The organism is Sphingobium cloacae, from assembly GCF_002355855.1.
In the GTDB taxonomy this organism is placed as follows: Bacteria; Pseudomonadota; Alphaproteobacteria; order Sphingomonadales; family Sphingomonadaceae; genus Sphingobium; species Sphingobium cloacae.
In genome coordinates, this window is the sequence record NZ_AP017655.1 from 747,754 (window position 1) to 772,687 (window position 24,934).

Below are 24,934 nucleotides of genomic sequence, written 5' to 3' on the forward strand. Positions count from 1 at the left end.
GGATCAGACCGCCGCCGTCGCCGACATCACCTGCCTGCCGTCCCCGGCGAAGGCGCCGATCCCGACCGCCTCGCCGCCGCCGCGCAGGACGAGGTTCAGCGCCTCCCCCGCCACCGCGGGCGACATGCCCCGGAACGCGAAGCGCTTGAGCGCATTGTCCCCGAAATGCCGCTGCGCCAGATCGAGCAGCAGCGTGGCCGTCAGCGGCCCATGCACCACCAGCCCGCGATAGCCTTCCTCATCCCGCGCATAGGGCGCGTCATAATGGATGCGGTGGCTGTTGAAGGTCAGCGCGGAATAGCGGAACAGGAGCGGTTCCGAAGGCGTCAGCACCCGGTGCGCGTCCCATCCCGTCGGGTCGAAGCGCCCCTCGCCCGGAGGCGGCGGCGCGGCGGGCGTTCCGGCGGGGGGGGCCTCGCGATAGACGATGGACTGCACTTCCCTTACGCACGGAACGCCGTCGCCATGGGTTTCATGCGCCACGTCCACGAAGACCAGCCTGCCCGATCCGCCCTGCTTTTCCGCCACGGACGCGATCCGGGACGTGCGCGAGACGCTCTGGCCGGGACGCAGGGGCGCAAGGAACTCGACCTTGCTCGACGCCCACATGCGGCGGGGGAGGGGAACCGGCGGCAGGAAGCCGGCCGGGCTGTCGTCGTCGCGCAGCGGATGCCCGTCCGGCCCCAGCTTCGCGGTGGGCGCGTCCGGCGTGCAAAGACACCAGTGGAACGCCTGTGGCACCGCGCCGTCCGCAGGCGCGGCCCGATCCAGCGTGGCGAGCCAGCGCGTGAACAGCCCTTCGTCGACGCGGTCGGTCCGCTTTTCCTCGCGGCCGATCCAGTCCTGCCATTCGCTCATCAGTTGCGGCCCCCGATCAGGCCCTTCGCGATCACCTGCGCCTGGATTTCCGCCGCGCCCTCGAAGATGTTGAGGATGCGGGCGTCGCACAGCACGCGGCTGATCTCATATTCCAGCGCATAGCCGTTGCCGCCATGGATCTGGAGGCTGGCGTCCGCGTTCGACCATGCGGCGCGCGCGCCCAGCAGCTTCGCCATGCCCGCCTCGATGTCGCAACGCTTGCCCGAATCCTTGGCGCGCGCGGCGGCATAGCTCAGTTCGCGGGCGGTGACGAAATCCACGAGGCTGGCCGCAATCTTGTCCGACACGCGGGGGAAATGGAGGATCGCCTTGCCGAACTGCTTGCGGTTGATCGCATAGTCGAGGCCGAGTTCCAGCCCGCGCCGCGCCACGCCGACGGCCCGCGCCGCCGTCTGGATGCGCGCGCCCTCGAACGTGCGCATAAGCTGCTTGAAGCCCTGGCCTTCCTCGCCGCCCAGCAGGGCATCGGCGGGCGCGCGCATCCCGTCGAACTGCAACGCATATTCGCGCATTCCCCGATAGCCGAGCACCTCGATCTCGCTGCCCGACATGCCTTCGGCGGGGAAGGGGGCGTCCTCCGTCCCACGCGGCTTGGGCACGAGCAGCATGGAAAGGCCGCCATAGGCCTTCTCATTCGGCAAGGTCCGGGCCAGCAGCGTCATGAGGTCCGACCGCGCCGCATGGGTGATCCAGTTTTTCGCCCCGTCGATCACCCATTCACCATTGGCGTCCCGCCGCGCCCGCGTTTGCAGCGAACCGAGGTCGGACCCGGTATCCGGTTCGGTGAACACCGCGGTCGGCAGCACTTCGCCGCTCGCGATCTTCGGCAGCCAGTGCGTTTTCTGCTCGTCCGTGCCGCCCAGCACGATCAGTTCGCCCGCGATTTCCGACCGGGTGCCGAGCGACCCCGCGCCGATCCATCCGCGCGAAAGCTCTTCGGTCACAAGGCACATGACCAGCTTGTTGAGGCCCAGCCCGCCAAACTCCTCCGGGATGCAGACGCCGAACGTGCCGAGATCGGCCATGTGCTGCACCGTCTCGTCGGGGATCAGGTCGTTCGCCAGATGCCACGCATGGGCGTTGGGAATGATCTCCGCATCGGTGAAGCGGCGGAACTGGTCGCGGATGGAGTCCAGCTCCGCGTCATGGAAACTCTCGGTCGGCCAATGCCCCTGCGCCAGCGCTTGCGCCAGCGCCGCGCGGGTCGGGGCCTGATCCTCGTTCAACAGGGCTTCGCAGGCGTCTTCCAACGAACGGCCCGCCGCGCCGATGCCCAGGTCGGAAGGACGGAGCAGTTCATTCTGACCCATGGGCAGGCCGCCCGCCAACTGACCGATGGTTTCGGCAAAGGCGATGCGCGCCACCCTATTGTCGAGCGGGTTCGCGCCATTATTGGCCTGCGCCCATTCCAGCGTCGCTTCCAGGGCGGCGACGCTGGTCGCGATCCAGGCGAAGCCATGGGCCGCGCGCTGGTCTTCGTCGATCCGTCGCGTGGCCAGCCGCTCCGTCAGGGCCGCCTGCGCCACGGAGCGGAAGGATTGCGCGGCTTCCAGGCAGGGCTTCAGGTCGTCAATGGTGGTCGTCATGGTCAGGCGGCCCGTTCGAAGATGGCCGCGATGCCCTGACCGCCGCCGATGCACATGGTTTCAAGGCCATAGCGCCCATCGCGGCGAACCAGTTCGCGCGTCAGGTTGGCAAGGATGCGCCCGCCCGTGGCGCCGATGGGATGGCCCAGCGAAATGCCCGAACCGTTGACGTTCAGTATGTCGTTGCGGCTGTCGTCCTCGCTCCAGCCCCAGCCCTTGAGGCAGGCGAGGGCTTGCGGCGCGAAGGCTTCGTTGAGTTCCACCAGATCGATGTCGTTCCAGCCAAGGCCGCTGCGCGCGAACAGGCGCTCCACCGCCGGGACGGGGCCGATGCCCATGCGGCTGGGATCGCAGCCCGCCGCCGCCCAGCTATGGAACCAGGCGATGGGTTCCAGGCCCAGTTCCTCCAGCTTGTCCTCCGCCACGACCAGGCAGGCGGCCGCCGCGTCATTCTGCTGGCTGGCGTTGCCCGCCGTCACGACCGCGCCGGGGATGGTCTTCGCCTCTATGGCCTTGAGCGCGCCCAGCGTTTCCATGCTGGCGTCCGGGCGATAGCCTTCGTCATGGGCGAAGATCACCGGATCGCCCTTGCGCTGGGGCACGGCAACGGGGACCAGTTCATCGTCGAACAGGCCGTTCTTCCACGCGGCGGCGGCCTTCCGGTGCGACTTGACCGCGAAGGCGTCGCAGGCTTCGCGGCTGATATGATAATCCCTGGCGAGGTTTTCGGCCGTTTCGATCATGCCGGTGATGACGCCGAAGCGTTCGACCGGCTGCGACATGACACGGCCGCGCGTCAGGCGGTCGTGCAGCATCATGCCGCCGCCGCGCGTTCCGCGACGGCCTTCGGTCGTGTAATATTCGACATTCGACATGCTTTCGACGCCGCCCGCGACCACGACATCGGACATGCCGGTCTGGATCATCATCGCGGCGTTGACGATGGCCTGAAGCCCCGACCCGCAACGGCGGTCGAGCTGATAGCCCGGCACCTCGATCGGCAGCCCGGCGGCCAGCCAGGACCAATGCCCGATGCACGGCGCTTCGCCATTGCCATAGCCCTGCGAGAAGACCACGTCGTCGACGCGCGTCGGGTCGATCTTCGTGCGCTCGATCAGGGCCTTGAGCACGACCGCACCGAGCTTCCCGGCGTCCAGGCTGGCGAGGCTGCCGCCGAACTTGCCGACAGCGGTGCGAATGGGGGCCACGATGGCGGCGCGTCTCAACGTCATGGAATGATCCTCCGGTCAGGCATTGCCGACGATGCCGGCGTCGATCAGGCGGGCGATCTCGCCCGATGAAAGCGAAAGAAGGGAAGCCAGCACCTCTTCGCTGTGCTGGCCGTTGCGGGGCGCCGGACGCGGCGCCTGCCGTTCCAGTTGCGGCACGGTCGCGAACGCGCCCGCCGCGGGATAGGAAAAACCGCTGGGATTGTCGGTCGCGCCGAAAATGGGGTTGTTCTTCACCAGCTCCGGGTCGTTCGCGGCATCCAGCATCGTCCTGTAAGCGGAATGCACGACCCCGCCCGCATCGAAAGCCGCCGCCAGATCGGCATGGCTGCGCGCGCCCACGGCTTTCTCGACGATCGGGAACAGGGCTTCGCGATGCGTGAAGCGGATGCCGTCATCCCGGGCGAAGGAGACGCCGAGCTTCGCCTCCAGCGCGGCCACCTCATCGGCGATGCCAAGCGCGGCGAGCAGGTTGCTCCACTGGCGCGGCGTCACCACCGCCAGCATGGTGCGCACGCCGTCCGCCGTCACGAAATCGCGCCCGAAAAGGCCATAGATGGCGTTGCCCAGGCGTGGCCGGTTGGCGCCTTCATAGAGGACTTCGGCGATGCCGCCGACATTGGCGACCGTTCCGATCGCGACGTCGGACAGGGGGATGCGAACCTCGCTGCCCGCGCCCGTCTCCGCGCGGCGGCGCAAGGCGGCGAGCAGCGCGAAGGCTGCATAGGCCCCCGATAGCAGATCCCATGCAGGAAGGACATGGTTCACCGGCTCCGGCCCCGGCCCGGTCAGCATCGGATAGCCGACCGCATTGTTGACCGTATAATCCAGCGCGGGCGAGCCGTCGGCCCACCCCATGACACGCACCGTGACCAGATCGGGCCGCCCTTCGGCCAGCACTTCATGCGCCATGAAGCCCTTGGCCGGAAAGTTGGTGATGAGCTGGCCGGTCGCCCGCACCATCTGCTGCAACAATTCCCGCCCTTCCGGCCTGGACAGGTCCAGCGCGACCGACTTCTTCGCCCGGTTGAGATTCTCCCAGTAAAGCGAGTCGTTGTTCTTCGTCACCGGCCAGCGATGAAAGTCCGGCCCGCCCCCGACCTGATCGACGCGGATCACCTCCGCCCCCAGTTGCGCGCAATAAAGGCCCGCGCTGGGGGAGGCGACGAAGGAGGAAGCCTCCAGAACCGACAGACCGGAAAGCAGGTCGTACATGGTGGCCGCCCTTATGCGTTCGCGTGGAACTCGCGCAGCATATGCTTCGCGATCTGGAGTTGCAGGATCTGCGTCGTGCCTTCGTAGATGCGATAGATGCGCGCATCGCGGAAGAAACGCTCGGCGTCATATTCGGCCAGATAGCCCGCGCCGCCATAGACCTGCACGCAGGCGTCGACCACGCGGCCGCACATTTCCGAAGCGAACACCTTGAACGCAGCCGCCTTGCGCAGGACATTCTCGCCCGCGTCGGCGCGGCGCGTCACGTCCTCCAACATGCATTCGGCGGCATAGATGTCGATCTCGCTCTGCGCCAGCATCTGCTGGATGAGCTGGAAATTGGCGATCGGCTCGCCGAAGGCCTTGCGCTCGGTCGCATAACGAACGGCGGAATCCAGCGCGCGGCGGGCATAGCCGGTCGCCGCCGATCCGACCGAGATGCGGCCATTGTCGAGGCTCTTCATCGCATAGACGAAGCCCTTGCCGGTCTCGCCGCCCAGCAGGGCGTCGTCGGGCACATGCACGTCTTCCAGGATGATGTCCGCGATGGTGCTGCCCGCCTGGCCCATCTTCTTGTCGGACTTGCCGACCGAAACGCCGGGAGTGTCCATCAGCACGATGAAGGCCGAGACATGGGCGTTCTTGGGCAGGTTCTCCTTGCTGGTGCGCGCCATGATCAGCGCGACCTTCGCGTAGGGGGCATTGGTGATGTAGCGCTTCGTGCCGTTCAGTACCCAGCCATCGTCGGTCTTGACCGCCGTCGTCTGCATGCCAGCGGAATCCGATCCCGCGCCCGGTTCGGTCAGGCCGAAGGCGGCGATTTCACCGGCGGCCACGCGCGGCAGCCATTCCGCCTTCTGCGCCGCCGTGCCGCCATTCTTGAGCGCCGAACAGAACATGCCGATGTTGATCGAGACGATCGACCGGAAGGCGGGCATCGCATAGCTGATCGCATGGATCGTGCGCGCATATTGGCTGACGTTCATGCCCGCGCCGCCGAACTCCTCCGGCATGGTGAGGCCGAACAGGCCCATGTCGCGCATTTCCTGCACGATCTCCTCGGGGATTTCGTCATTCTCGATGATCTCGCGCTCGGCGGGGATCAGCCGCTCGCGAACATAGCGATTGAGCTGTTCGAGAAACTGTTCGAACGTCTCGGCATCCATGCCGGGATGGGACGTGGTCATGATGCGCGTTCCTCAGATCGGGTCGTAGGGGAAGACGTCGGCCGACACTTCGTCGGCGCGCGCGAAGGAAGGACGGAAAGCCGGGATCAGTTCTTCCGCGATGGCTTCGGGCGTCCAGCCTTCGCTCTTCGCCATCGACCGGACCGGGCGCGGCTTGCCGAACAGCAGGATCTCGTTGCGGCGGACGCTGAATATCTGGTTGCTCACGTCCTTCGACAGATCGGACGCCAGATAGGCCACCAGCGGCGCGATCTTGTCCGCGCTCATCGACTGGAGGCGTTCGACCCGACGCTTCTGGTCCTCCGTTTCCGCGGGAATGGAGGATGTCATGCGGCTCCACGCGAAGGGCGCGATGCAGTTGGAGCGGACGCCCGCGCGCGCCATGTCGAGCGCGATCGACTGCGACAGCGCGACCACGCCCAGCTTGGCTGCCGAATAATTTGCCTGACCCACATTGCCGATCAGGCCGCTGGTCGAGGTGAAGTGGATGAAGCTGCCCGACTGCTGATCGCGGAAATAGGGCGTCGCGGCCTTGGACACGTTGAAGACGCCGGTCAGGTTGACATCGATGACGCTCTTCCAGTCCTCATAGCTCATCTTGTGCCAGATGGTGTCGCGCAGGATGCCCGCATTGTTCACCACCGCGTCGATGCGGCCGAAACGCTGCACGGCATCCTCGATGATGCTGGTCGCGCCCGCCGGATCGGCGACGTTGCCCAGATTGGCATAGGCCTTGCCGCCCGCCGCAACGATGTCGTTGACGGTGGTTTCCGCCGGGCCCGCATCCCCGCCTTCGCCTGCCTGGGCCACGCCCGGATCGTTGACGACGACCGCGGCGCCCTGACGCGCGCAATGCAGTGCGAGCTCGCGGCCAATGCCGCGCCCGGCGCCGGTGATGGCGACGACCTTGCCTTCCAGAATCATGAGTCCGCTCGCTCTTTATGATGAAAAGGATGCGGCACCCGATAGCCCTTTCAAATAATACTTGCAAGATGAGGAATTATTTTTCACATATATGAAAATAAAAGGATTCGAATGACTGGTCCCGTCCGCTCCGTTTCTCAGGCTTTCGCCATTATCCGGCTTCTGGCCGAAGGGCGTCCCCTGTCGCTTTCGGACATCGGGCGATCCCTGGGACTCAGCCCGTCCAGCGGCCTCAACCTGTTGCGGACACTGGTGGAGGAAGGCATTGTCGAGCGCGACGCGCAGGGGAAGCGGTATCAGTTGGCGCAGGCGTGGAGCCGGTTCGATGCGCTGAGGGAAGGGGGGGCGCAGGGCGTCGTGGACCGCTCGCGGCCCTTACTGGCCCGGTTTGCGCGGACGCATGATGTTTCGACGGCCTTGTGGCAGCTTGTTCCCGGCGGGCGTCTGCGCCTGGTGGCCTATGGCGAAAGCGCCGGGCCCATGCGGATTCACCTGACGGAAGGGCAGCGCCAGCCCCTGGGCGGCGGCGCGGTCGGCCGTGCCCTGGCGGCGGCGCAAGAGGTGGACGATGAGGAACTGGAACGGCGCTTTTCCACGGTGCGTTGGCAATCCGCGCTGTCCTTCGCTGAGTATAAGGAGCAGGTCCGCAACGCGGCGCTGCATGGCTTTGCGGTGGACGATGGATATGCGCATGCGGGGATTTGTTCGCTGGCGGTCGCGATGCCCCATTTGCGGACGGGCTTTGGCCTTTCCGCCTCGATCTTCGCCCGTTCGCGTGATGAGAAGGGGCTTTCGGACCTGGGAGAGGCCCTCATCCGCCTGGCCGGCGCACCGGCCTTCCAGTCCTGAAGGGGGGATGATGAAAGGCGCGTTTCTTGACGATCCGGGAAAATTCTTTCTGACAACCGGTCGAAAATCGAGCATGCTTTCCGTCGGTTTCCGACAGAAACGGGACTATGACGACAGGGGGCAAGCGGCGCTGGCCAACAGTTTCGACAGGACGCCCGGTAAAGGCCTGCTCTCCCCCCAAGCTGGAAAGATATGATGACGCAAGTTTCCCCAGGCGGCCTGTTGGTGATCGCCCCCATCTTTGTCCCCGCGACTCGTCCGGAACGCTTCGCCAAGGCGGCCCAGTGCGGCGCGGACGCCATCATCGTCGATCTGGAGGATGCCGTCACCGCCGCCGACAAGGATGCCGCGCGCGAAAGGCTGATGCAGGTGGAACTGCCGCCCGTGACGCGAATCCTGCGGGTCAACGCGGCCGGCACCCCATGGCATGAACGGGATCTGGCCGCCGCCGCCCGCCTTCCCTTCGACGCGGTGATGCTTCCCAAGAGCGAGGAAGCGGCCGACATCGCCGCCATACGCGCCGCCGTGCCCGGAAAGCCCGTCATCGCGCTCATCGAAACCGCGCTGGGCGTGGCGCAGGCGATGGCGCTGGCACGGTGCGAGGGGGTGCAGCGCCTTGCTTTCGGCTCGATCGATTTCTCCGCCGATCTGGGCTGCGCCAATGAATGGGACGCCCTGCTTCATGCGCGTTCGACGGTCGTCCTCGCCTCCAGGCTGGGGGGCATCGCCGCGCCGATGGACGGCGTGACGCTGGAACTGGACGACGCCACGAAAGTGCGGGACGATGCGCGCCGCGCCGCCGCGCTCGGTTTCTCCGGCAAGCTGTGTATCCATCCCAGGCAGATCGCGGCGGTTCTGGAAGGCTTCGCCCCCACCGCCGAGGAAATCGACTGGGCGCAGCGGGTGGCGAGCGTCGGGGATCAGGGCGCGGTCAGCATCGACGGCATCATGGTGGACCCCCCGGTGCTGCGCCACGCGGAACAGATTCTGGCCCGCGCGCGAGCCATGCGCGCCGCGGATCGATGAGGCGCGCAATGCCTGTCGGCCTTCCACGTCGGCAATGGACCCTCAGCCGCTTCGGGCCGGGGCCCCATTGAAGAATTGGCCGGAGGGCTTGCGATGGCTCTTCCCTATGCGGCACAAAATTCACAGGAACCTGGAACATGCAGCCTTTCTCGCCCCAAGCCCTTCTCGCTCGCAAAGTTCCCATCGACAATGATTGGTCGCGGCGGGACACGATGATCTACGCGCTGGGCGTGGGGGCGGAGGAACTGCCTTTCGTCTATGAAAAGCAGTTGGTCGCGCTGCCCACCATGGCGGCGGCGATCGGCTATCCCGGCTTTCATTTCTGGATGGACCCTGAACTCGGCATCGACACCGGACGGATCGTGCATGGCGAGACGGAGGTGCTGCTGCACCGCCCCCTGCCTGTCGAAGGGCGATTCTCCAGCATCAACCAAGTCGAACGGATCTGGGACAAGGGGGAGGGGAAGGGGGCCGTCGTCCGCCAGATGCGCCAGATCCATGACGCGCAGGGCGCGCATATCGCCACCGTCACCAACAGTTCGATGTTGCGCGGCAATGGCGGCTTTGGCGGCACCTCGGAAGGGCAGCCCGCGCCGCGGCCGGTGCCGGATGACCGGACCCCGGACGCCGTGGTGACGCTCGCCACCGCGCCCAACCAGGCGTTGCTCTATCGCTTGTCCGGCGATTACAACCCGTTGCACATCGATCCCGCAGCCGCGCAGGCGGTCGGGTTCGAACGGCCTATCCTCCACGGGCTTTGCACCTTCGGCGTGGCGGGCAGGGCCATATTGGCAGCGCTGTGCGGCAACGATCCCGCGCGCCTCAGGAAGATCGGCGTCCGTTTCTCCAGCCCGGTCTATCCCGGCGAAACCATTTCCGTGGAAATATGGAAAGGGGTGGACGGCAATGCCTCCTTCCGCGCCATCGCGAAGGAAAGAGGAGTCATGGTCCTCAACAACGGTTATGCCGAAACCCTTTGACCGGCCATTCGGAACGCCCGGCTGCCGGCGGCAGGCATTTTATGCAACAGCTAAACCGTGGGACGCTTGTCAAATCCTGAAAAGCTTCCCGGTCGAGCGTCCTGCACCACGATCTCAGCCACCTTCGCGGCGGGCGGGCCATCATGCGCCAGTTGAATGATCCGGTCCACGGCCTCCGGGGGGCCTTCCACGACGGCTTCGACAGTGGCATTCATGCAATTGCGAACCCATCCGGTCAAGCCTAGCTGACGGGCCGTCGTCACCATCCAGTTGCGATAGAATACACCCTGTACCCGGCCACGAATGACGAGGTGGCGGGTAATGACGCTCACCGGACCCGCTTGATCCAGCTTTGGCCGTCGCGGGTTTCGACCTTGAAGTTGCCTACCGATTTCACCAGATCGGTCAGCCGCTTGAAACCATAATTGCGGACGTCGAAACTGGACCTGTTCCCCGCAAGCTGACCCACTTCGCTCAATCGGGCGAAACCCTGTTCGTCGCGCTTGACCGCGCCATAAGCGTCGATGAGCAGCTTCAGCACATCTTCGGAAACGGCGGAGCTTTCCTCCTCCGGCTTTGCGGGGATGGCGTCACCCGCGTCGGGAAGTGGATCGGGTGCCATGTCCGCGTCGCGACTATGGCCCAAAGCTTCGACATCGATAAATCGGGTGCAGGCGCTTCGGAAGGCCTGCGCCGTTTTCGCCGAGCCGAAACCATAGACCGGAATGCCTTCCTGCCGGATGCGTGTCACCAAAGGCGTGAAATCGCTGTCGCTGGACATCAGGCCGAAGCCGGTGACGCGTCCGCTCGCCATCAGGTCCATGGCGTCGATGGTCATCTTCATGTCCGTCGCGTTCTTGCCTTTGGTCAGGTCGAACTGCTGCTGCGTTTCGATGGCCTGAGTGACGGCCTGCGCCGCCCATCCCTTGAGGGCGGGCTTGCTCCAATTGCCATAGGCCCGGCGGATATTGACCGTTCCCAGTTCTGCCAGAACGGTCAGCACCGGGTCGAAATAAGCGGCGGAAACATTATCCGCATCGATCAGCAGCGCGACGTTGCCCGTCCGTACTTCCGACGACATCAGCCAGCGTCCAGCGGGGCGGGGTGGAACTGGCCCGTGCTTTCGTCGAGCAGGTGCAATTGTCCATCGGCGATCGCGAACAGGGAGCCGATCAGCTTCAATTCGCCCGACCTTTCCTTGGTACGGATGCAGGGAAAGGTCCGCAGGTTGGCGAGGCTGACCTTCACGCCTTCCTGTTCCATGGCCCGATGGGCTTCATGGCCGCGATCGTCGCCGAACCGTGCGACGACATTCTCCCGCGCTTCATCCAGCATGTCGATCCAGTTGGCGATGAAGCCGCCTTCTCCGGGAGGCGCATCCTTCAATTCCTGGCTGAGCGCCGCCTTGCAGCCGCCGCATTTGCCATGGCCCATCACGACGATTTCGTTGACCTTCAACACCTGCACCGCAAATTCCAGCGCGGCGGAAACGCCATGATGGCCGGGATTGGTTTCGAAAGGCGGGACGAGAGCCGCGACGTTGCGGACCACGAACACTTCGCCGGGACTGGTATCGAAAATCTGGGCGGGGTCGACTCGGCTGTCGGAGCAGGCAATGACCATGACCGTCGGACTCTGCCCCTCGGCGAGTTCGCTCCATCTTTCCCGCTGTTCGCCCCAACCGGTGTTGCGGAAACGGCGGTAACCATCGAGCATGTCGGCAAAGTCAGTCATGATTTGTCTCTGCCGCACAAGTTGAGGGCTGGCAAGTCCCCGGCCGGATCGCTATCTGGGGGCGCATGAACGACATGGCTCCCCAACCTCTGCCTGCTCCTTCCGGACGTAGCCGCAAGCCCGACTGGATACGCGTGAAGGCGCCCACCAGCGCCGGTTATCACGAAACCCGCAAGCTGATGCGGGACAAGGGATTGGCGACGGTTTGCGAAGAAGCGGCCTGTCCCAATATCGGGGAGTGCTGGACCAAGAAGCATGCGACCGTCATGATTTTGGGTGACGTATGCACGCGGGCCTGCGCCTTCTGCAACGTCAAGACCGGCATGCCGCGCAAGGTCGATCCCCATGAGCCGCAGAATCTGGCGGATGCCTGTGCGGAAATGGGTCTGGAACATATCGTCATCACTTCCGTCGACCGCGACGACCTGCCCGATGGTGGGGCCTCGCAGTTCGTGAAGGTGATCGAGGCGCTGCGCCGGACGACTCCGGACACCACCATTGAAATCCTGACGCCCGATTTCCGCAACAAGCATGAGCGGGCCGTGGAAATGATCGTGGCGGCGCGGCCCGATGTCTACAATCACAATCTGGAAACCGTACCCCGGCTCTATCCCACGATCCGGCCCGGCGCGCGCTATTACGCGTCGCTGCGATTGCTGGAGTCGGTCAAGAAGCTCGATCCATCCATCTTCACCAAGTCCGGGGTCATGCTGGGCCTTGGAGAGGAGCGGCTGGAGGTTCATCAGGTGATGGACGACATGCGTTCGGCCGACATCGATTTTCTCACGATGGGGCAGTATCTTCAGCCCACGCCGAAGCACGCGAAGGTCATGGAATTCGTGACGCCCGCAGCTTTCAACGCCTATGCCGCGATTGCCCGCGCGAAGGGATTCCTGCAAGTCGCGGCCAGCCCGCTGACCCGGTCGAGCTATCATGCGGGGAAGGATTTCGCGGAAATGAAAGCTGCGCGGGAGTCGCAACTGGCAAAGGCAACCAGGTAGAGCGATGCCCAAGCATAATGAGACGCGGCCGCTTCCCTACACGCCTCAGCAGATGTTCGACCTCGTGGCGAATGTGGCGGCCTATCCCGAATTTCTTCCCTGGGTGAGCGCGATCCGTGTCCGGTCCGACAGCGAGACGGAAATGGTTGCGGATATGATTGTCGGTTTCAAGGGGATCAAGGAGAGCTTCACCTCCCGCGTGGAAAAGCACCGGCCGGATGCGGTGCGGGTCGATTATCTGGACGGTCCGCTGAAGCATCTCCACAATCAGTGGAATTTTCGTGATGACGGCAAGGGCGGCGTGCTGGTCGATTTCGAGGTTGAATTCGAATTCAAGAATCGCCTGTTCGAAATGCTGGCGGGGCAGGTGTTCGACAAGGCGCTCCGCAAGATGATCGGCGCGTTCGAGGCGCGGGCAGCGGCGCTTTATGGAGCAGGCGCCTCGGGCAGCAGCAGTTCCAGCGCGCAGAGCGCCGCCTGAAGGCGGACGCCGCCCCGACCATTGTCTTCGAAATAGTGCATGTCGGCGACGACCTTGTCGGGACTACCGCCTCGCTCGGCACGGGCAAAGACGACGGTGCCCACGGGTTTCTGTTCCGATCCGCCGTCAGGCCCGGCGATGCCCGTAATGGCGACCGCGATATGGGCATGGCTTTTGACCAACGCGCCCTGCGCCATCGCCCATGCGGTTGCGATGGAAACTGCGCCGAAAGTTTCCAGCACATCTTGAGAAACCTTGAGAAGTTCGGTTTTCATTTCATTGGAATAGGTGATGAATCCGGCTTCAAAGACGTCTGACGAACCGGCGATCTCCGTCAAGGCCGCGGATACCAGGCCGCCCGTGCAGCTCTCTGCTACGGCGACGGTACGACCCGCGCGCCGGTTCGCCGCGATGACGCGCTCGGCAAGTTCGATCAGAGGGGCGGGGAGGATATGGTCGGGCATGGAATCAGAATAGCGCCGGAAGGGAAAGGGTTGCAACCGCCTGTGCGGCTATGCCTTCCCGCCGTCCCGCGAAGCCCAGCCGCTCTGTAGTGGTGGCCTTCACGCTGACACGTTCGACGGAGAGGCCTGCGATTTCGGCGATCCGTTGCCGCATGGCCTCTCTGTAGGGGCCGATTTTCGGCGCCTCGCAGATGATGGTGAGATCTATATGCTCAACGGCTCCCCCCCGCGAAGCGACACGATCGCAGGCATGGATAAGGAAGCGATCGGAGGATGCGCCTTTCCATTGCGGATCGGACGGCGGAAAATGGCTGCCGATGTCACCATCCGATAAAGCTCCGAGAATCGCGTCCACGACGGCGTGGAGCGCGACATCGGCGTCGCTATGCCCGGCCAGGCCAAATTCCGAGTCGACTCGCACGCCGCCCAGCCATAACTCTGCGTCCGCTGTCAGCCGGTGCACGTCATAGCCCATGCCGACGCATGTCCTGCGCCCGTTCCCAAACAGCGCCTGCGCTTTCTCGAAATCTTCCGGATAGGTCAATTTGAAGAGCCTTTCATCGCCGCGGACCAGCACGACGTCATGACCACAGGCCCTGAGCATTTGCGCGTCGTCCGTCGCTTCCAGCGCGTTATTCCATGTCCGATGGGCGGATAATATGGCGTCGAAATGAAAGGCCTGTGGCGTCTGCACATGGCGAAGGGAGGAGCGCGGAACGATGGCCCCGGCCATGCCTGTGTCGTCCGTTACCAGTGTATCCGTGACGGGGAGGACGGGGATCGCGCCCTTTGCGCCGTTCAGTGCGTCGGTCAATCGGCGGACAACAGCAGGCGGCAGGAAAGGGCGCGCGGCATCGTGGATGAGTATTTCCCTTGCCCCGCCGCATCTGGCGATATGCTCCAGCCCGGCATGGACGGACCCCCGCCGGCTGCTGGCGCCTTCTATGAACGCTGCGACCGGGCGAGTGGCGAGGAGGTTGCGAGCCTCATGCTCCTGTCCGGGACCGATGACGACGAAGATAGCATCGATCCCCTCGCACATCGTCAAGGCGTCAAAGGCATGGGCGAGGACTGCTTTTCCTGCGACAGTCCGGAATTGCTTGGGGGTCTCGCCACCCGCACGGCGGCCCTGCCCCGCGGCGACCAGCAGCGCCGCCCTGTTCAGCCTATCCCTCGTCGCCATCCATGCGCGCATAGTCCAGCCGGAGCGCCCCGCCTAGCCCCAGCTTGCCGTGGAGAGGATTTTACGTTAGGGGCATTGCCTGTTTTTTAGGCAATTCTTTCCATGCGCAGACTTTCCCCTATCGCCATCGGGCCCGTAACGATCGATATGCCCGTCATTCTCGCGCCGATGACTGGCGTGACCGACATGCCCTTCCGCACGCTTGTCCGTCGCTATGGATCGGGATTGAACGTGACGGAGATGATCGCGTCTGCCGCGATGATCCGTGAAACGCGCCAGTCCTTGCAAAAGGCGGCGTGGGATCCGATGGAAGAGCCGGTGTCGATGCAGCTTGCAGGTTGTTCTCCCGTGGAAATGGCCGAGGCGGCGAAGCTGAATGAGGATCGCGGCGCGGCCATCATCGACATCAATATGGGATGTCCGGTGAAGAAAGTCGTGAACGGCGACGCGGGCAGCGCGCTTATGCGCGATTTGCCGCTGGCGGCAGCGCTGATCGAAGCCACCGTGAAGGCCGTCAATGTACCTGTGACGGTGAAGATGCGGATGGGATGGGATCATGCCAGCCTCAATGCGCCGGAACTGGCCCGTATCGCTGAGGACCTTGGCGCGCGCATGATCACCGTCCATGGCCGCACCCGATGCCAGATGTACAAGGGCACGGCTGACTGGTCTTTCGTGCGGAAGGTGAAGGAGGCTGTTACCGTTCCCGTCATCGTGAATGGAGACATTTGCTCGATAGAGGATGCAGAGACGGCCCTGGAACAGAGCGGAGCCGATGGCGTCATGATCGGGCGGGGGGCTTATGGGCGGCCCTGGCTGATCGGACAGGTGATGCACTTTTTCGCTACCGGGCAGCGGCGTTGCGACCCTTCGCTCCTGGAGCAATATCAAACCATCATAGAGCATTATGTCGCGATGTTGAGGCATTACGACAAAGTGACCGGCGTCAATATGGCCCGCAAGCATATCGGCTGGTATACCAAGGGCTTGCCTGGATCGGCGGAGTTCCGCAACGCCGTGAACCAGGAACCGGATAGCGAAAAGGTGCTGGATATGCTCGCCCGCTTCTATGAGCCCTTGCTGACGGCCGAACAGGCCGATGAGGCGCGCAAGGCTGCGTGACGATGGCGATGGCGTCCATCCCGCCGCCATGTTCGCAACAGGACGGTCCCACTCTTTCCGAATTGATGACGGCTCTTCCCATCGCCACGCTGGTGGTGCGTCCGGATAACAGCATTGCCGACGCCAATGTGCGCGCGGAAACGCTGCTCAACATGGGGCGCGCAGCGATTGTGGACAGCGACATCGCGCGCACGCTCCGCATGGCGGATAAGGGTGCGCCCTTCGATATATGGCACAGCAACAAGCCCATCGCCGCCTATGACGTGAAGGTTCATATCGGCCGAATGGCGGAGATGGAGGTCGACCTGATGATCGCCCCCGTCACCGATCATGAGGGCTGGCGCATCGTTTCCATCCACAGCCAAAGCCAGGCTCGAAGGATTGGCCGCCATACGGCTTCCGGCGGGGCGCGCTCCGCGATGGGAGCCGCTGCCATCCTCGCCCATGAGATCAAGAATCCGCTTTCGGGGATCAGAGGAGCGGCGCAATTGATCGAGTCCGGCAATGATGGCCGGGATTGCGCGCTGACCCAATTGATTTGCAATGAGGTGGATCGCATCGCGGCCTTGATAGACCGCATGCAGGACTTCACGTCCGATAGGTTGCCGGAATGCCAGCCTGGCAACATCTATCCGTTTCTCGACCGCGCGACGGAGATATCGCAGGCAGGTTATGCAAAAAGCATAGATATCATAAAACGTTATGATCCTTCCTTGCCATTCGCCAATATGAATGGCGACGCCTTGGTCCAGATCATGCTGAACCTTCTGAAAAATGCGGCGGAAGCGCTGGAAGATGTCGATCGACCCTGGATCAGGGTCGAAACCGCTTTTCGTCATGGCGTGTCGGTGGTCGTGGAAGGGGGCAAGGGCAGCGCTGCCCTGCCGATAGAAATTCTGGTCGTGGATAATGGCGCTGGCGTCCCCGATCATATCCTGGATCACCTTTTCAACCCTTTCGTGACCGGCAAGCGCGACGGGCAGGGATTGGGACTGGCCCTGGTGGACAAGCTGGTGCGCGATATGAACGGCATCGTTCAATATTCGCGCGATCGCGAAGCGGGCGAGTCCACCTTCCGTATCCTGCTGCCCATGGGAGCTATGTAAATGCGGAGAACGGGCTCCATATTGGTGGTTGATGATGATCCGGCCATCTGTGTCGTGGTCGGAGAGGCGCTTCGCCGACAGGGACACAAGGTAAAGATCGCCTCCTCCATTCGCGAACGGACGGCATTGTTGGAGACGTTCGCGCCCGACGTGCTGATCACGGATGTGATGCTGCCCGACGGTGACGGTCTGGAGGATGTCGCGGACATCCTCGCGCGCTCGCCGGAATTGCACATTATCATTCTTTCGGCGCAGAATACTCTGAACACGGCGATCCGCGCGACGGAAAAGGGGGCGTTCGAATATCTTCCCAAACCGTTCGATCTGAACGAACTGACACGCGCGGTGTCTGACGCGCTCAGAATGAGGGAGGGGGAGGAAGCGGAGTCGATCGAGGCCAATCTTCCGCATGATGGACTGCCTTTGGTGGGGCGTTCTCCCGCCATGCAGGAGGTTTACAGGACCGTTGCCCGCGTTCTTTCCAATGATCTCAGCATTTTGGTATTGGGAGAGTCGGGCACTGGCAAGGAGTTGGTGGCCGAAGCCATCCATAGCCTCGGCCAGCGACGAACGAAGCCTTTCGTGGCGATCAACATGGCTGCCATTCCGCGTGAGCTTATCGAATCGGAACTGTTTGGTTATGAAAAAGGCGCCTTCACCGGCGCGCATGCCCGCACCGCAGGAAAGTTCGAGCAGGCGCAGGGCGGCACGCTGTTTCTCGATGAGATCGGCGACATGCCGATGGAAGCGCAGACCCGGTTGCTCCGGGTGTTGCAGTCCGGCGAGGTCACGACGGTCGGTGGATCGAAACCCGTTCGCGTCGATGTCCGCATCATCGCCGCGACCAATAAGAATCTGCCGCAACTGATCGAGGAAAATCGGTTTCGGCAGGACCTTTATTACCGTCTGAATGTCGTTCCCATCTCTCTGCCGCCTTTGCGCGAACGACGCGAGGATGTCATGCTATTGGCGCGGCACTTTCTCGACCAGGCGGCACAGGAGGGGCTTCCGCGCAAATCACTGTCCGACGAGGCCGCGCAATTGCTGATGCTTTATCATTGGCCCGGCAATGTCCGCGAATTGCAGAACCTCATGCAGCGCCTGGCGGTGCTGAGCCGCGAAAATGTGATTGCAGCGGACATATTGCGGCATGCGCTCCCCCTGGATGCGACCCTTGCCGATATCGCCGCCCCGTCCGAGCATCTCGCGCAGGCGGTGCGGGAATGGGCAAAGCGCCAGCTAGGTGTCGGACTGTCCGACCTGCATCGCAATCTGCACGACGATCTGTTGGCGGTGGTCGAACCGATCCTGCTTGAGGAAACACTGACGCGGGTCGACGGCAACCAGCTTCGCGCGGCGGGGCTATTGGGCATCAATCGCAACACATTGCGCAAGAAACTGACGGATTACGGTCTGGACCCGCTGCAATTGCGGTTGAACGACTGATCGGCGACAGGACGAACGGACAATCGCGTTCGACAAGCGGCGTCTGACGGAAGATTCCTGTGTTTGATCGGGCACATTATTGTTGTAACCATGCCACTATGGATCGCGCGACAACCATGCCCTCCGGGGTTTTCAGGATGAAGAGATATCTTCGCCGGTTTTCGCGCAACGGGCGCCTTGCGACGTTGGTGGAAATCACCACGCTGGTGCTTTTCGTTGCCGTGGCGGGGCTGACCTATCATCTCCTGTCAGGGCAGGGGCAATCCTACACGCTATTGACGCCGCCCATCGTCGCTCTTCTGCTGGTCGCCAACCTGGTGCCGGCGATTGCGCTGCTGGTGTTGTTGGGGCGCAGGGTCGCAAAGCGGCGCGCCGCCCAATCGGCCATCGGCAGCGATGGGCAACTTCACGTTCGGCTGGTCGCGATGTTCTCGATCGTGGCCAGCGTTCCCATGCTGCTGGTCGTGATCTTCGCTTCGCTTCTGTTCCAATATGGCGTGCAATTCTGGTTCTCCGACAGCGCGCGCGGGATGCTCCAGAACGCCACGGATCTGGCACGGGGCTATTATGAGCAGAATCTGCGGGAAGTCGGCGACGAAACGGTCACCATGGCGGGCGACCTGCGCGATTATCTCAATCAATCAGAGGTTTCGAGTCCCCGCTTTGCCGAGGGATATATCTATCAGGTCGTGACGCGAAAGCTCAATCGGTCCGCCATTATCGAGGTGGGCCGCGATGGCGTCGCCCGCACCGCCGCGACGGTCGATCCCGATAGCCGCCCGGCAGCGGAGATGCTTTCCGCCGAGACCGTGAAAAAACTGGCATCGGGGCAGAATGTCGTGGTGGATGCCAAACCCAACCAGATCGAGGCCGTCACCCTGCTTTATCCGGGACGGCGCATCTACCTCTATGCGACACGGGATTCAGGCTCCTCCGCCTTCAGCAATGTCGAGCGCGCGCAGAAAGTGCTGGCGGACTATGATATCTTCGCCGCGCAATCGCGGGCACTGCAATTACGCTTCAACATGGCCTTGTTCGTTGGCTCTTTGCTGCTGGTGGGCATCGCCGTTTATATCGCCTTGGCTGTGGCCGACTGGATGGTGCGTCCAGTCAATGAACTTGTCACGGCGGCGAGGCGGATCACCGCGGGCGACCTGTCCGCCCGCGTCACGAGCCCTTCCAGCCGGGATGAAATCGGCACGCTCGCATCGGCGTTCAACCGGATGACGCAGAGACTGGAGGCGCAGACAGGCGCCCTGGTCGCCGCGAACAGCCAGCTTGACGAGCGGCGCGCCTTTATCGAGGCCATTCTTTCGGGGGTCAGCGCCGGTGTCCTTTCCGTCGATCGGCGAGGCATCATCCAGTTGCTCAACAGTTCGGCGGCCGCGATCCTGGCGCAGGATGGCGACGACCCGGTGGGGCGTCCCCTGGCGGAACTGGCCCCCGAATTATGGGAGATGATTGCGTCGGATGACGATGCCGGCATCGTGCAGGTGCGCACCAATGCAGACATCAGCACCTTGGCGGTGAAGGTTTCCGCCGACGCATCCAGCCACATCCTGACCTTCGACGACATCACGCAGCAGCTTTCCGACCAGAGGCGCGCGGCATGGTCGGATGTGGCGCGCCGCATCGCGCATGAAATCAAGAATCCCCTGACGCCGATCCAGCTTGCCGCCGAACGGCTGCAACGCCGCTACGCGGAAGAGATCAGCAGCGACAAGGCGACTTTTTCACGGTTGACCGGCACGATCGTGAGGCAGGTGGGGGATTTGCGCCGTATCGTGGATGAGTTCTCCTCCTTTGCGCGTATGCCCAAGCCGGTTTTCCGGCGCGAGGCTGTCGGCGACATAGCCCGCCATGCCCTGTTCCTGCACGAAGTCGCGCATCCCGATATCCAGTTCCAATTCCTTTCCAAGGCGGAAGACTTGGAACTGGTGTGCGATCGACGGCAATTAGGGCAGGCGCTCACGAATATCGTGAAGAACGCTGTCGAAGCCATTGAACCAAAATCGGTTTCTGAGGGTGGAAATCCTCGGGGGCATATTTGCATGTCCTTGGGGCGGGAAGAGGACAGCCTGATCGTGGAAGTTCGCGACGATGGCATCGGCCTTCCCCCCGAACGCGACCGGATACTGGAACCCTATATGACCACCCGCTCGAAGGGGACGGGTCTGGGCCTCGCCATCGTCAAGAAGATTGTCGAGGAGCATATGGGGGAAATCCGCTTCGACGATGCCGAAGGCGGGGGAGTGCGGGTGACCCTGCGTTTCCCCATCACGGCGCTGGAAAAACTGGAAGATGGGCAGATGATAGCCCTGCCTAAAGGAAAAGTGACGGCCCATGGCGCTTGATATTCTGATAGTGGACGATGAAGAGGATATTCGCGATCTGGTCGCGGGTGTGCTGGAGGATGAAGGATTCACGACCCGCACTGCCGCGCATAGCGATGCGGCTATCGAGGCGCTGGATGCCCGGCGGCCGTCGCTCGTCCTGCTCGATGTCTGGCTTCAGGGATCGCGGATGGACGGTCTCGATCTTCTGGACGAGATCAAGCGGCGCGACCCGACCATTCCGGTGCTGATGATTTCCGGCCATGGCAATATCGACACGGCCGTCGCCGCGATCCGCAAGGGCGCGACGGATTTCATCGAGAAGCCTTTCGAGGCGGACCGGCTCCTGCATCTCGTTTCGCGCGCCACGGAAACGGAACGGTTGCGCCGGGAAAATCAGGTTTTACGCGCGCGCTTCGGGCAGGATGACGAGTTGACGGGCACGTCCGCCGCCATCAACGCCGTCCGCGCCACCATCAAGAAGGTCGCGGGCACGGGAAGCCGCGTGCTGATTTCCGGCCCTGCGGGCGTGGGCAAGGAAGTGGCCGCCCGCATGCTCCATAGCTGGAGCGGGCGGGCGGACGCGCCTTTCATCATCGTCGCCGCCGCGCGCATGGACCCGGACAGGGTCGAGGAAGAATTGTTCGGCGTGGAAGACCCCAGCGGCCTGGTTCGACCCGGTTATCTGGAGCAGGCCCATGGCGGTACGCTCTATCTCGACGAAATCGCTGATATGCCGTTGACCACTCAGGGCAAGATTCTGCGCGTCCTGACGGACCAGAGCTTCACCCGCGTCAGCGGCCAGAGGCATGTCAAGGTCGATGTCCGGGTCATATCGTCCACCGCGCGCGACCTGGCGGTCGAAATAGAGGAGCGCCGGTTTCGCGAGGACCTCTTCTATCGCCTCAATGTCGTGCCGCTGACGATTCCGCCCCTGGCGGAACGGCGCGACGACATCCCCCCGCTGGTCGAACATTATCTGGCCCGGTTCGCGGCCGATCGCCGGGTGCCCTCGCCGGAGATTGCGAGCGACGCCATGGCCGCCTTGCAGGCCAACGAATGGCCGGGGAATGTCCGCCAGCTCCGCAATGTGATAGAGCGCACGATGATCCTTGCGCCTGGCGACCGGATCGGGCGCATCGAACTGGACATGCTGCCCGCCGAACTCACCAGCGGGGGCGGAGACGAAGGAATCGGGCAGTCCGCCATCATGGGCGCGCCTCTCAGGGAAGCGCGCGAAAGCTTCGAGCGCGAATATCTGCGTATCCAGATCCGGCGCTTCTCGGGGAACATATCCCGCACCGCCACATTCATCGGGATGGAGCGCTCGGCGCTTCATAGAAAGCTCAAGCTGCTGGGCATTACGGAGGGCAAGGATAGCTGACGGGATGCCGGGTGGACGGCTCTTCGCAATTGCGGTAAAGTCCGTTCGCTTCCGATTGGCGGAGGCAGGCAAGACATCCTGCCCAGGGATGCAGGTGCGGGTAACGTCCCGCCAATAAAGGACTGGTGAAGACCATGGCCGATAAAGTGAACAATCTACAGGATATTTTCCTCAACAGCCTGCGCAAGAGCAAGACCCCCGTGACCATGTTCCTGGTCAAGGGCGTGAAGTTGCAGGGCATCATCACCTGGTTCGACAATTTTTCGGTATTGTTGCGCCGTGACGGGCAATCGCAGCTTGTCTACAAACATGCGATCTCGACGATCATGCCTGCGCAGCCGATGGACCTTACCGATATCCGCAAGGCAGGCGACGCGAACGGCAAGTCGCGGCTGTTGCAGGAGATATTCCTGAACGCCGTGCGGACCTCTGGCAGTCCGGTGACCATGTTCCTTGTGAACGGCGTGATGTTGCAGGGCGAGATCGCGGCTTTCGATCTGTTCTGCATGTTGCTGGAACGCGACGGCATGGTGCAGTTGGTTTACAAGCACGCCATTTCCACGGTGCAGCCGCTTCATCCGGTCGACCTGACCGGCGAAAGCGAAGACTGATCCCTTGCTCTTGCCTGTCCGTCTGATCGTTTAGGCTCGCATGGCGACCTTCAACCGCGATTCATCCGATGAAGTCAGCCGCGGCGCGCGGGCTGTGGTCGTGCGCGCGGAAACGCAGGGCGCGGAACGGCGGGACAGCGACGCGCGACTGGAAGAAGCGAAGGGGCTTGCGCTGGCGATCGGCATAGAGGTCTGCGCGGCGCAGGCCTTTCGCGTTCGCGACCGCAAGCCTGCCACCCTGTTCGGCAGCGGGCAGGTGGAAAGCATCGCGGCGCTGGTGGAGGCCGAGCAGGCGGAACTGGTCATCGTCGATAACGCACTCAGCCCGGTCCAGCAGAGCAATCTGGAGAAGGCGACCTCCGCCAAGGTGATCGACCGGACGGGATTGATCCTCGAAATCTTCGGGGAGCGGGCGGCGACCAATGAAGGGCGCTTGCAGGTTGAACTGGCCCATCTCGACTATCAGGCGGGCAGGCTGGTGCGGAGCTGGACCCACCTTGAGCGGCAGCGGGGCGGGTTCGGCTTCCTCGGCGGTCCGGGCGAAACGCAGATCGAAGCGGACAGGCGGATGATCCGCGACCGCATGGCGAAAATCCGCCGCGAACTGGATCAGGTGACGCGTACGCGGGGATTGCACCGCGCGCGGCGGCAGCGGGCGCCGTGGCCGGTGATTGCGCTGGTCGGCTATACCAATGCGGGGAAGTCGACCCTGTTCAACCGGCTCACGGGAGCCGATGTCATGGCGCAGGACCTGCTGTTCGCCACGCTCGATCCGACCATGCGGCAGATTGCCCTGCCCGGGCTGGACAAGGCGATATTGTCGGACACGGTGGGTTTCGTCTCGGACCTCCCGACGCAGTTGATCGCGGCCTTTCGCGCGACGCTGGAAGAAGTGCTGTCCGCCGATCTTATCGTGCATGTCCGCGATATTGCCCATCCCGATACCGAAGCGCAGCGCGAGGATGTTCTGGACGTGCTGGGCGAACTGGGCGTGACCGGGGATGGCCGGGGAGATGGTGAAGCGGGCGACGAGCCGCCTCCCGTCATCGAGGCTTGGAACAAACTTGACCTGCTCGATCCGGAAACCTCCGCCACCATGCGGGAGGTGGCGGAACGGCGGGACGATGTGGTGATCCTGTCGGCCCTGACGGGCGAAGGCGTGGATCGGCTTGAGCGGGCGATCAGCGGCCGGTTGACGGCGGGAGCCAGCGTTCATGTCCTGCATGTGCCATCGGCCGAAGGGGCGGCGCTCGCCTGGCTGCATGAGCATGGCGAGGTGTTGTCGACCCGTTCGGAGGCCGATGAGATGATCGTCGAGGTGCGCCTGTCCGATTCCGCGCTGGCGCGCTTTCTCAAGCGGAACAGCGGCTGAGGCCGGTCAGGCCTAGTCCGCTTTCGCCTTGCCTTTGGCGCGCTGCCACAGGGCTTCCTTGGCGTCGAGGGACAGGCTGGCGAAGGCGTCGCCCGCCATGTCCTCCATCTGGCGGAAACGTCGTTCGAACTTGGCGTTGGCGGCGCGCAGGGCGACTTCGGGATCGACCTTCAGGTGACGGGCGAGATTGACGACGGCGAAGAGCAGGTCGCCGATTTCCTCCTGCCGGTCCTGCGGAGAGACGGCGGCTTCGACCTCGGCCAGCTCTTCCTCGATCTTGGCCCGGACGCCGGTGGTGTCGGGCCAGTCGAAGCCGGTGCGAGCGGCGCGCTTCTGGAGCTTCTCCGCGCGCAGGAGCGCCGGGATGGCGAGGGCGACGCCGGCCAGCGCGCTGGGATCGGGTTCCTTTTCGGCGCGTTCGGCGGCCTTGATGCTTTCCCATTGGGCGTGGCCGTCCTCGCGATGGGCGGTGTCGCCGAACACATGGGGATGACGGCGGATCATCTTGGCGGTGATGCCGTCGATCACGTCCTGCAAATCGAAATGTCGGGCCTGTTCCGCCATGCGGCTGTGGAAAACGACCTGGAGCAGAAGGTCGCCCAGTTCGTCGCACAGGGCGGGCATGTCGTTGCGCTCTATGGCGTCGGCGACTTCATAGGCTTCCTCGATGGTATAGGGGGCGATGCTGGCGAAGTCCTGCCGGATGTCCCAGGGGCAGCCGGTGTCGGGATCGCGCAGGCGGGCCATGACGGTGGCGAGGGGCATGATGTCGGCGGGGCTGGCTTTGGGATCGGCGGGCATCGGTGAATCCATGAACGAGAT

Annotated in this window: 25 protein-coding genes; 13 read left to right on the top strand and 12 right to left on the bottom strand. The window is 63.5% G+C overall.

Annotated elements, in window-relative coordinates; all coding sequences use genetic code 11:
* Nucleotides 1-3: 3 nt before the first annotated feature.
* The 6 genes from SCLO_RS03710 to SCLO_RS03735 are packed head-to-tail and all read right to left on the bottom strand — an operon-like array spanning nucleotide 4 to nucleotide 7,020.
* On the bottom strand, nucleotides 4-858 hold the full coding sequence (locus SCLO_RS03710; RefSeq protein ID WP_066515913.1) for an FAS1-like dehydratase domain-containing protein: 855 nt from the start codon (nucleotides 856-858) through the stop codon (nucleotides 4-6).
* The gene (locus tag SCLO_RS03715; RefSeq protein WP_066515915.1) at nucleotides 858-2,465 is read right to left on the bottom strand and encodes an acyl-CoA dehydrogenase family protein; all 1,608 of its coding nucleotides are present in this window, start codon (nucleotides 2,463-2,465) and stop codon (nucleotides 858-860) included. The genes SCLO_RS03710 and SCLO_RS03715 overlap by 1 nt, the downstream gene beginning before the upstream one ends.
* 2 nt (nucleotides 2,466-2,467) lie before the next feature.
* Nucleotides 2,468-3,697: an acetyl-CoA C-acetyltransferase gene (locus SCLO_RS03720; RefSeq protein WP_066515918.1), complete on the bottom strand. Its 1,230-nt coding sequence runs from the start codon at nucleotides 3,695-3,697 to the stop codon at nucleotides 2,468-2,470.
* A 15-nt stretch (nucleotides 3,698-3,712) separates the two neighbouring features.
* On the bottom strand, nucleotides 3,713-4,909 hold the full coding sequence (locus tag SCLO_RS03725; protein ID WP_066515922.1) for a CoA transferase: 1,197 nt from the start codon (nucleotides 4,907-4,909) through the stop codon (nucleotides 3,713-3,715).
* Nucleotides 4,910-4,920: 11 nt separating this feature from the next.
* The gene (locus tag SCLO_RS03730; protein WP_231923340.1) at nucleotides 4,921-6,096 is read right to left on the bottom strand and encodes an acyl-CoA dehydrogenase family protein; all 1,176 of its coding nucleotides are present in this window, start codon (nucleotides 6,094-6,096) and stop codon (nucleotides 4,921-4,923) included.
* Between the two features lie 12 nt (nucleotides 6,097-6,108).
* Nucleotides 6,109-7,020 carry an SDR family NAD(P)-dependent oxidoreductase gene (locus SCLO_RS03735; protein WP_066515928.1) on the bottom strand — a complete coding sequence of 304 codons (912 nt, stop codon included), beginning with the start codon at nucleotides 7,018-7,020 and terminating at the stop codon, nucleotides 6,109-6,111.
* A 111-nt stretch (nucleotides 7,021-7,131) separates the two neighbouring features.
* On the opposite strand from SCLO_RS03735, the gene SCLO_RS03740 reads away from it, so the two are divergent.
* From SCLO_RS03740 to SCLO_RS03755, 4 genes are all read left to right on the top strand, one after another.
* The gene (locus SCLO_RS03740) at nucleotides 7,132-7,869 is read left to right on the top strand and encodes an IclR family transcriptional regulator (RefSeq protein WP_066515931.1); all 738 of its coding nucleotides are present in this window, start codon (nucleotides 7,132-7,134) and stop codon (nucleotides 7,867-7,869) included.
* Nucleotides 7,870-7,876: 7 nt separating this feature from the next.
* Nucleotides 7,877-8,065, top strand: coding sequence for a hypothetical protein (locus SCLO_RS03745; RefSeq protein WP_066515934.1), 189 nt, complete (start codon nucleotides 7,877-7,879; stop codon nucleotides 8,063-8,065).
* Between the two features lie 29 nt (nucleotides 8,066-8,094).
* On the top strand, nucleotides 8,095-8,895 hold the full coding sequence (locus SCLO_RS03750) for an HpcH/HpaI aldolase/citrate lyase family protein (protein WP_231923341.1): 801 nt from the start codon (nucleotides 8,095-8,097) through the stop codon (nucleotides 8,893-8,895).
* Nucleotides 8,896-9,032: 137 nt separating this feature from the next.
* Nucleotides 9,033-9,875, top strand: coding sequence for a MaoC family dehydratase (locus SCLO_RS03755; protein WP_066515942.1), 843 nt, complete (start codon nucleotides 9,033-9,035; stop codon nucleotides 9,873-9,875).
* A 50-nt stretch (nucleotides 9,876-9,925) separates the two neighbouring features.
* On the opposite strand, the gene SCLO_RS03760 is transcribed toward SCLO_RS03755, so the two are convergent.
* Genes SCLO_RS03760 through SCLO_RS03770 form a run of 3 tightly spaced genes read right to left on the bottom strand, consistent with a single transcriptional unit; the run spans nucleotide 9,926 to nucleotide 11,609 of the window.
* Nucleotides 9,926-10,207 (bottom strand): acylphosphatase, encoded by a 282-nt coding sequence (locus SCLO_RS03760; protein WP_066515944.1) that lies wholly within the window; start codon nucleotides 10,205-10,207, stop codon nucleotides 9,926-9,928.
* A complete protein-coding gene (locus SCLO_RS03765; RefSeq protein WP_066515946.1) occupies nucleotides 10,204-10,956 on the bottom strand; it encodes an NYN domain-containing protein in 753 nt (250 codons plus the stop codon). Before SCLO_RS03765 ends, SCLO_RS03760 begins: the two co-directional genes overlap by 4 nt.
* A complete protein-coding gene (locus SCLO_RS03770) occupies nucleotides 10,956-11,609 on the bottom strand; it encodes a carbonic anhydrase (RefSeq protein WP_066515948.1) in 654 nt (217 codons plus the stop codon). Before SCLO_RS03770 ends, SCLO_RS03765 begins: the two co-directional genes overlap by 1 nt.
* Nucleotides 11,610-11,674: 65 nt before the next feature.
* Here SCLO_RS03770 and lipA point away from each other — a divergent pair, with 65 nt between their 5' ends.
* Complete coding sequence (lipA, locus tag SCLO_RS03775; RefSeq protein ID WP_066515953.1) at nucleotides 11,675-12,610, top strand: lipoyl synthase; 936 nt, start codon at nucleotides 11,675-11,677, stop codon at nucleotides 12,608-12,610.
* A gap of 4 nt (nucleotides 12,611-12,614) precedes the next feature.
* Entirely contained in the window at nucleotides 12,615-13,091 is a 477-nt protein-coding gene (locus SCLO_RS03780; RefSeq protein WP_066515957.1) for a type II toxin-antitoxin system RatA family toxin, read from the top strand.
* On the opposite strand, the gene SCLO_RS03785 is transcribed toward SCLO_RS03780, so the two are convergent.
* Together SCLO_RS03785 and SCLO_RS03790 are read right to left on the bottom strand one after the other, a co-directional pair.
* Nucleotides 13,037-13,555 (bottom strand): CinA family protein, encoded by a 519-nt coding sequence (locus SCLO_RS03785; RefSeq protein WP_066515959.1) that lies wholly within the window; start codon nucleotides 13,553-13,555, stop codon nucleotides 13,037-13,039. The genes SCLO_RS03780 and SCLO_RS03785 overlap by 55 nt on opposite strands.
* A gap of 4 nt (nucleotides 13,556-13,559) precedes the next feature.
* A complete protein-coding gene (locus SCLO_RS03790) occupies nucleotides 13,560-14,750 on the bottom strand; it encodes a bifunctional 2-C-methyl-D-erythritol 4-phosphate cytidylyltransferase/2-C-methyl-D-erythritol 2,4-cyclodiphosphate synthase (RefSeq protein WP_066515961.1) in 1,191 nt (396 codons plus the stop codon).
* Nucleotides 14,751-14,840: 90 nt separating this feature from the next.
* Here SCLO_RS03790 and dusB point away from each other — a divergent pair, with 90 nt between their 5' ends.
* The 7 genes from dusB to hflX all read left to right on the top strand — a co-directional run bounded on the left by dusB (nucleotide 14,841) and on the right by hflX (nucleotide 24,112).
* A complete protein-coding gene (gene dusB, locus SCLO_RS03795; RefSeq protein WP_066515963.1) occupies nucleotides 14,841-15,860 on the top strand; it encodes a tRNA dihydrouridine synthase DusB in 1,020 nt (339 codons plus the stop codon).
* A gap of 2 nt (nucleotides 15,861-15,862) precedes the next feature.
* The gene (locus SCLO_RS03800; protein ID WP_096362088.1) at nucleotides 15,863-16,966 is read left to right on the top strand and encodes a two-component system sensor histidine kinase NtrB; all 1,104 of its coding nucleotides are present in this window, start codon (nucleotides 15,863-15,865) and stop codon (nucleotides 16,964-16,966) included.
* Nucleotides 16,967-18,412 carry a nitrogen regulation protein NR(I) gene (gene ntrC, locus SCLO_RS03805; protein WP_066515974.1) on the top strand — a complete coding sequence of 482 codons (1,446 nt, stop codon included), beginning with the start codon at nucleotides 16,967-16,969 and terminating at the stop codon, nucleotides 18,410-18,412.
* A 98-nt stretch (nucleotides 18,413-18,510) separates the two neighbouring features.
* Complete coding sequence (locus tag SCLO_RS03810; protein WP_066515976.1) at nucleotides 18,511-20,766, top strand: sensor histidine kinase; 2,256 nt, start codon at nucleotides 18,511-18,513, stop codon at nucleotides 20,764-20,766.
* Nucleotides 20,756-22,129 carry a nitrogen assimilation response regulator NtrX gene (gene ntrX / locus SCLO_RS03815; RefSeq protein ID WP_066515978.1) on the top strand — a complete coding sequence of 458 codons (1,374 nt, stop codon included), beginning with the start codon at nucleotides 20,756-20,758 and terminating at the stop codon, nucleotides 22,127-22,129. Before SCLO_RS03810 ends, ntrX begins: the two co-directional genes overlap by 11 nt.
* 134 nt (nucleotides 22,130-22,263) lie before the next feature.
* Nucleotides 22,264-22,740 carry an RNA chaperone Hfq gene (hfq, locus tag SCLO_RS03820; protein ID WP_066516034.1) on the top strand — a complete coding sequence of 159 codons (477 nt, stop codon included), beginning with the start codon at nucleotides 22,264-22,266 and terminating at the stop codon, nucleotides 22,738-22,740.
* 40 nt (nucleotides 22,741-22,780) lie between these two features.
* On the top strand, nucleotides 22,781-24,112 hold the full coding sequence (hflX, locus tag SCLO_RS03825) for a GTPase HflX (RefSeq protein ID WP_066515981.1): 1,332 nt from the start codon (nucleotides 22,781-22,783) through the stop codon (nucleotides 24,110-24,112).
* A gap of 12 nt (nucleotides 24,113-24,124) precedes the next feature.
* Here the strand turns inward: hflX and mazG are convergent, their stop codons facing one another.
* Nucleotides 24,125-24,913 carry a nucleoside triphosphate pyrophosphohydrolase gene (gene mazG / locus SCLO_RS03830; RefSeq protein ID WP_066515983.1) on the bottom strand — a complete coding sequence of 263 codons (789 nt, stop codon included), beginning with the start codon at nucleotides 24,911-24,913 and terminating at the stop codon, nucleotides 24,125-24,127.
* Nucleotides 24,914-24,934 lie beyond the last annotated feature (21 nt).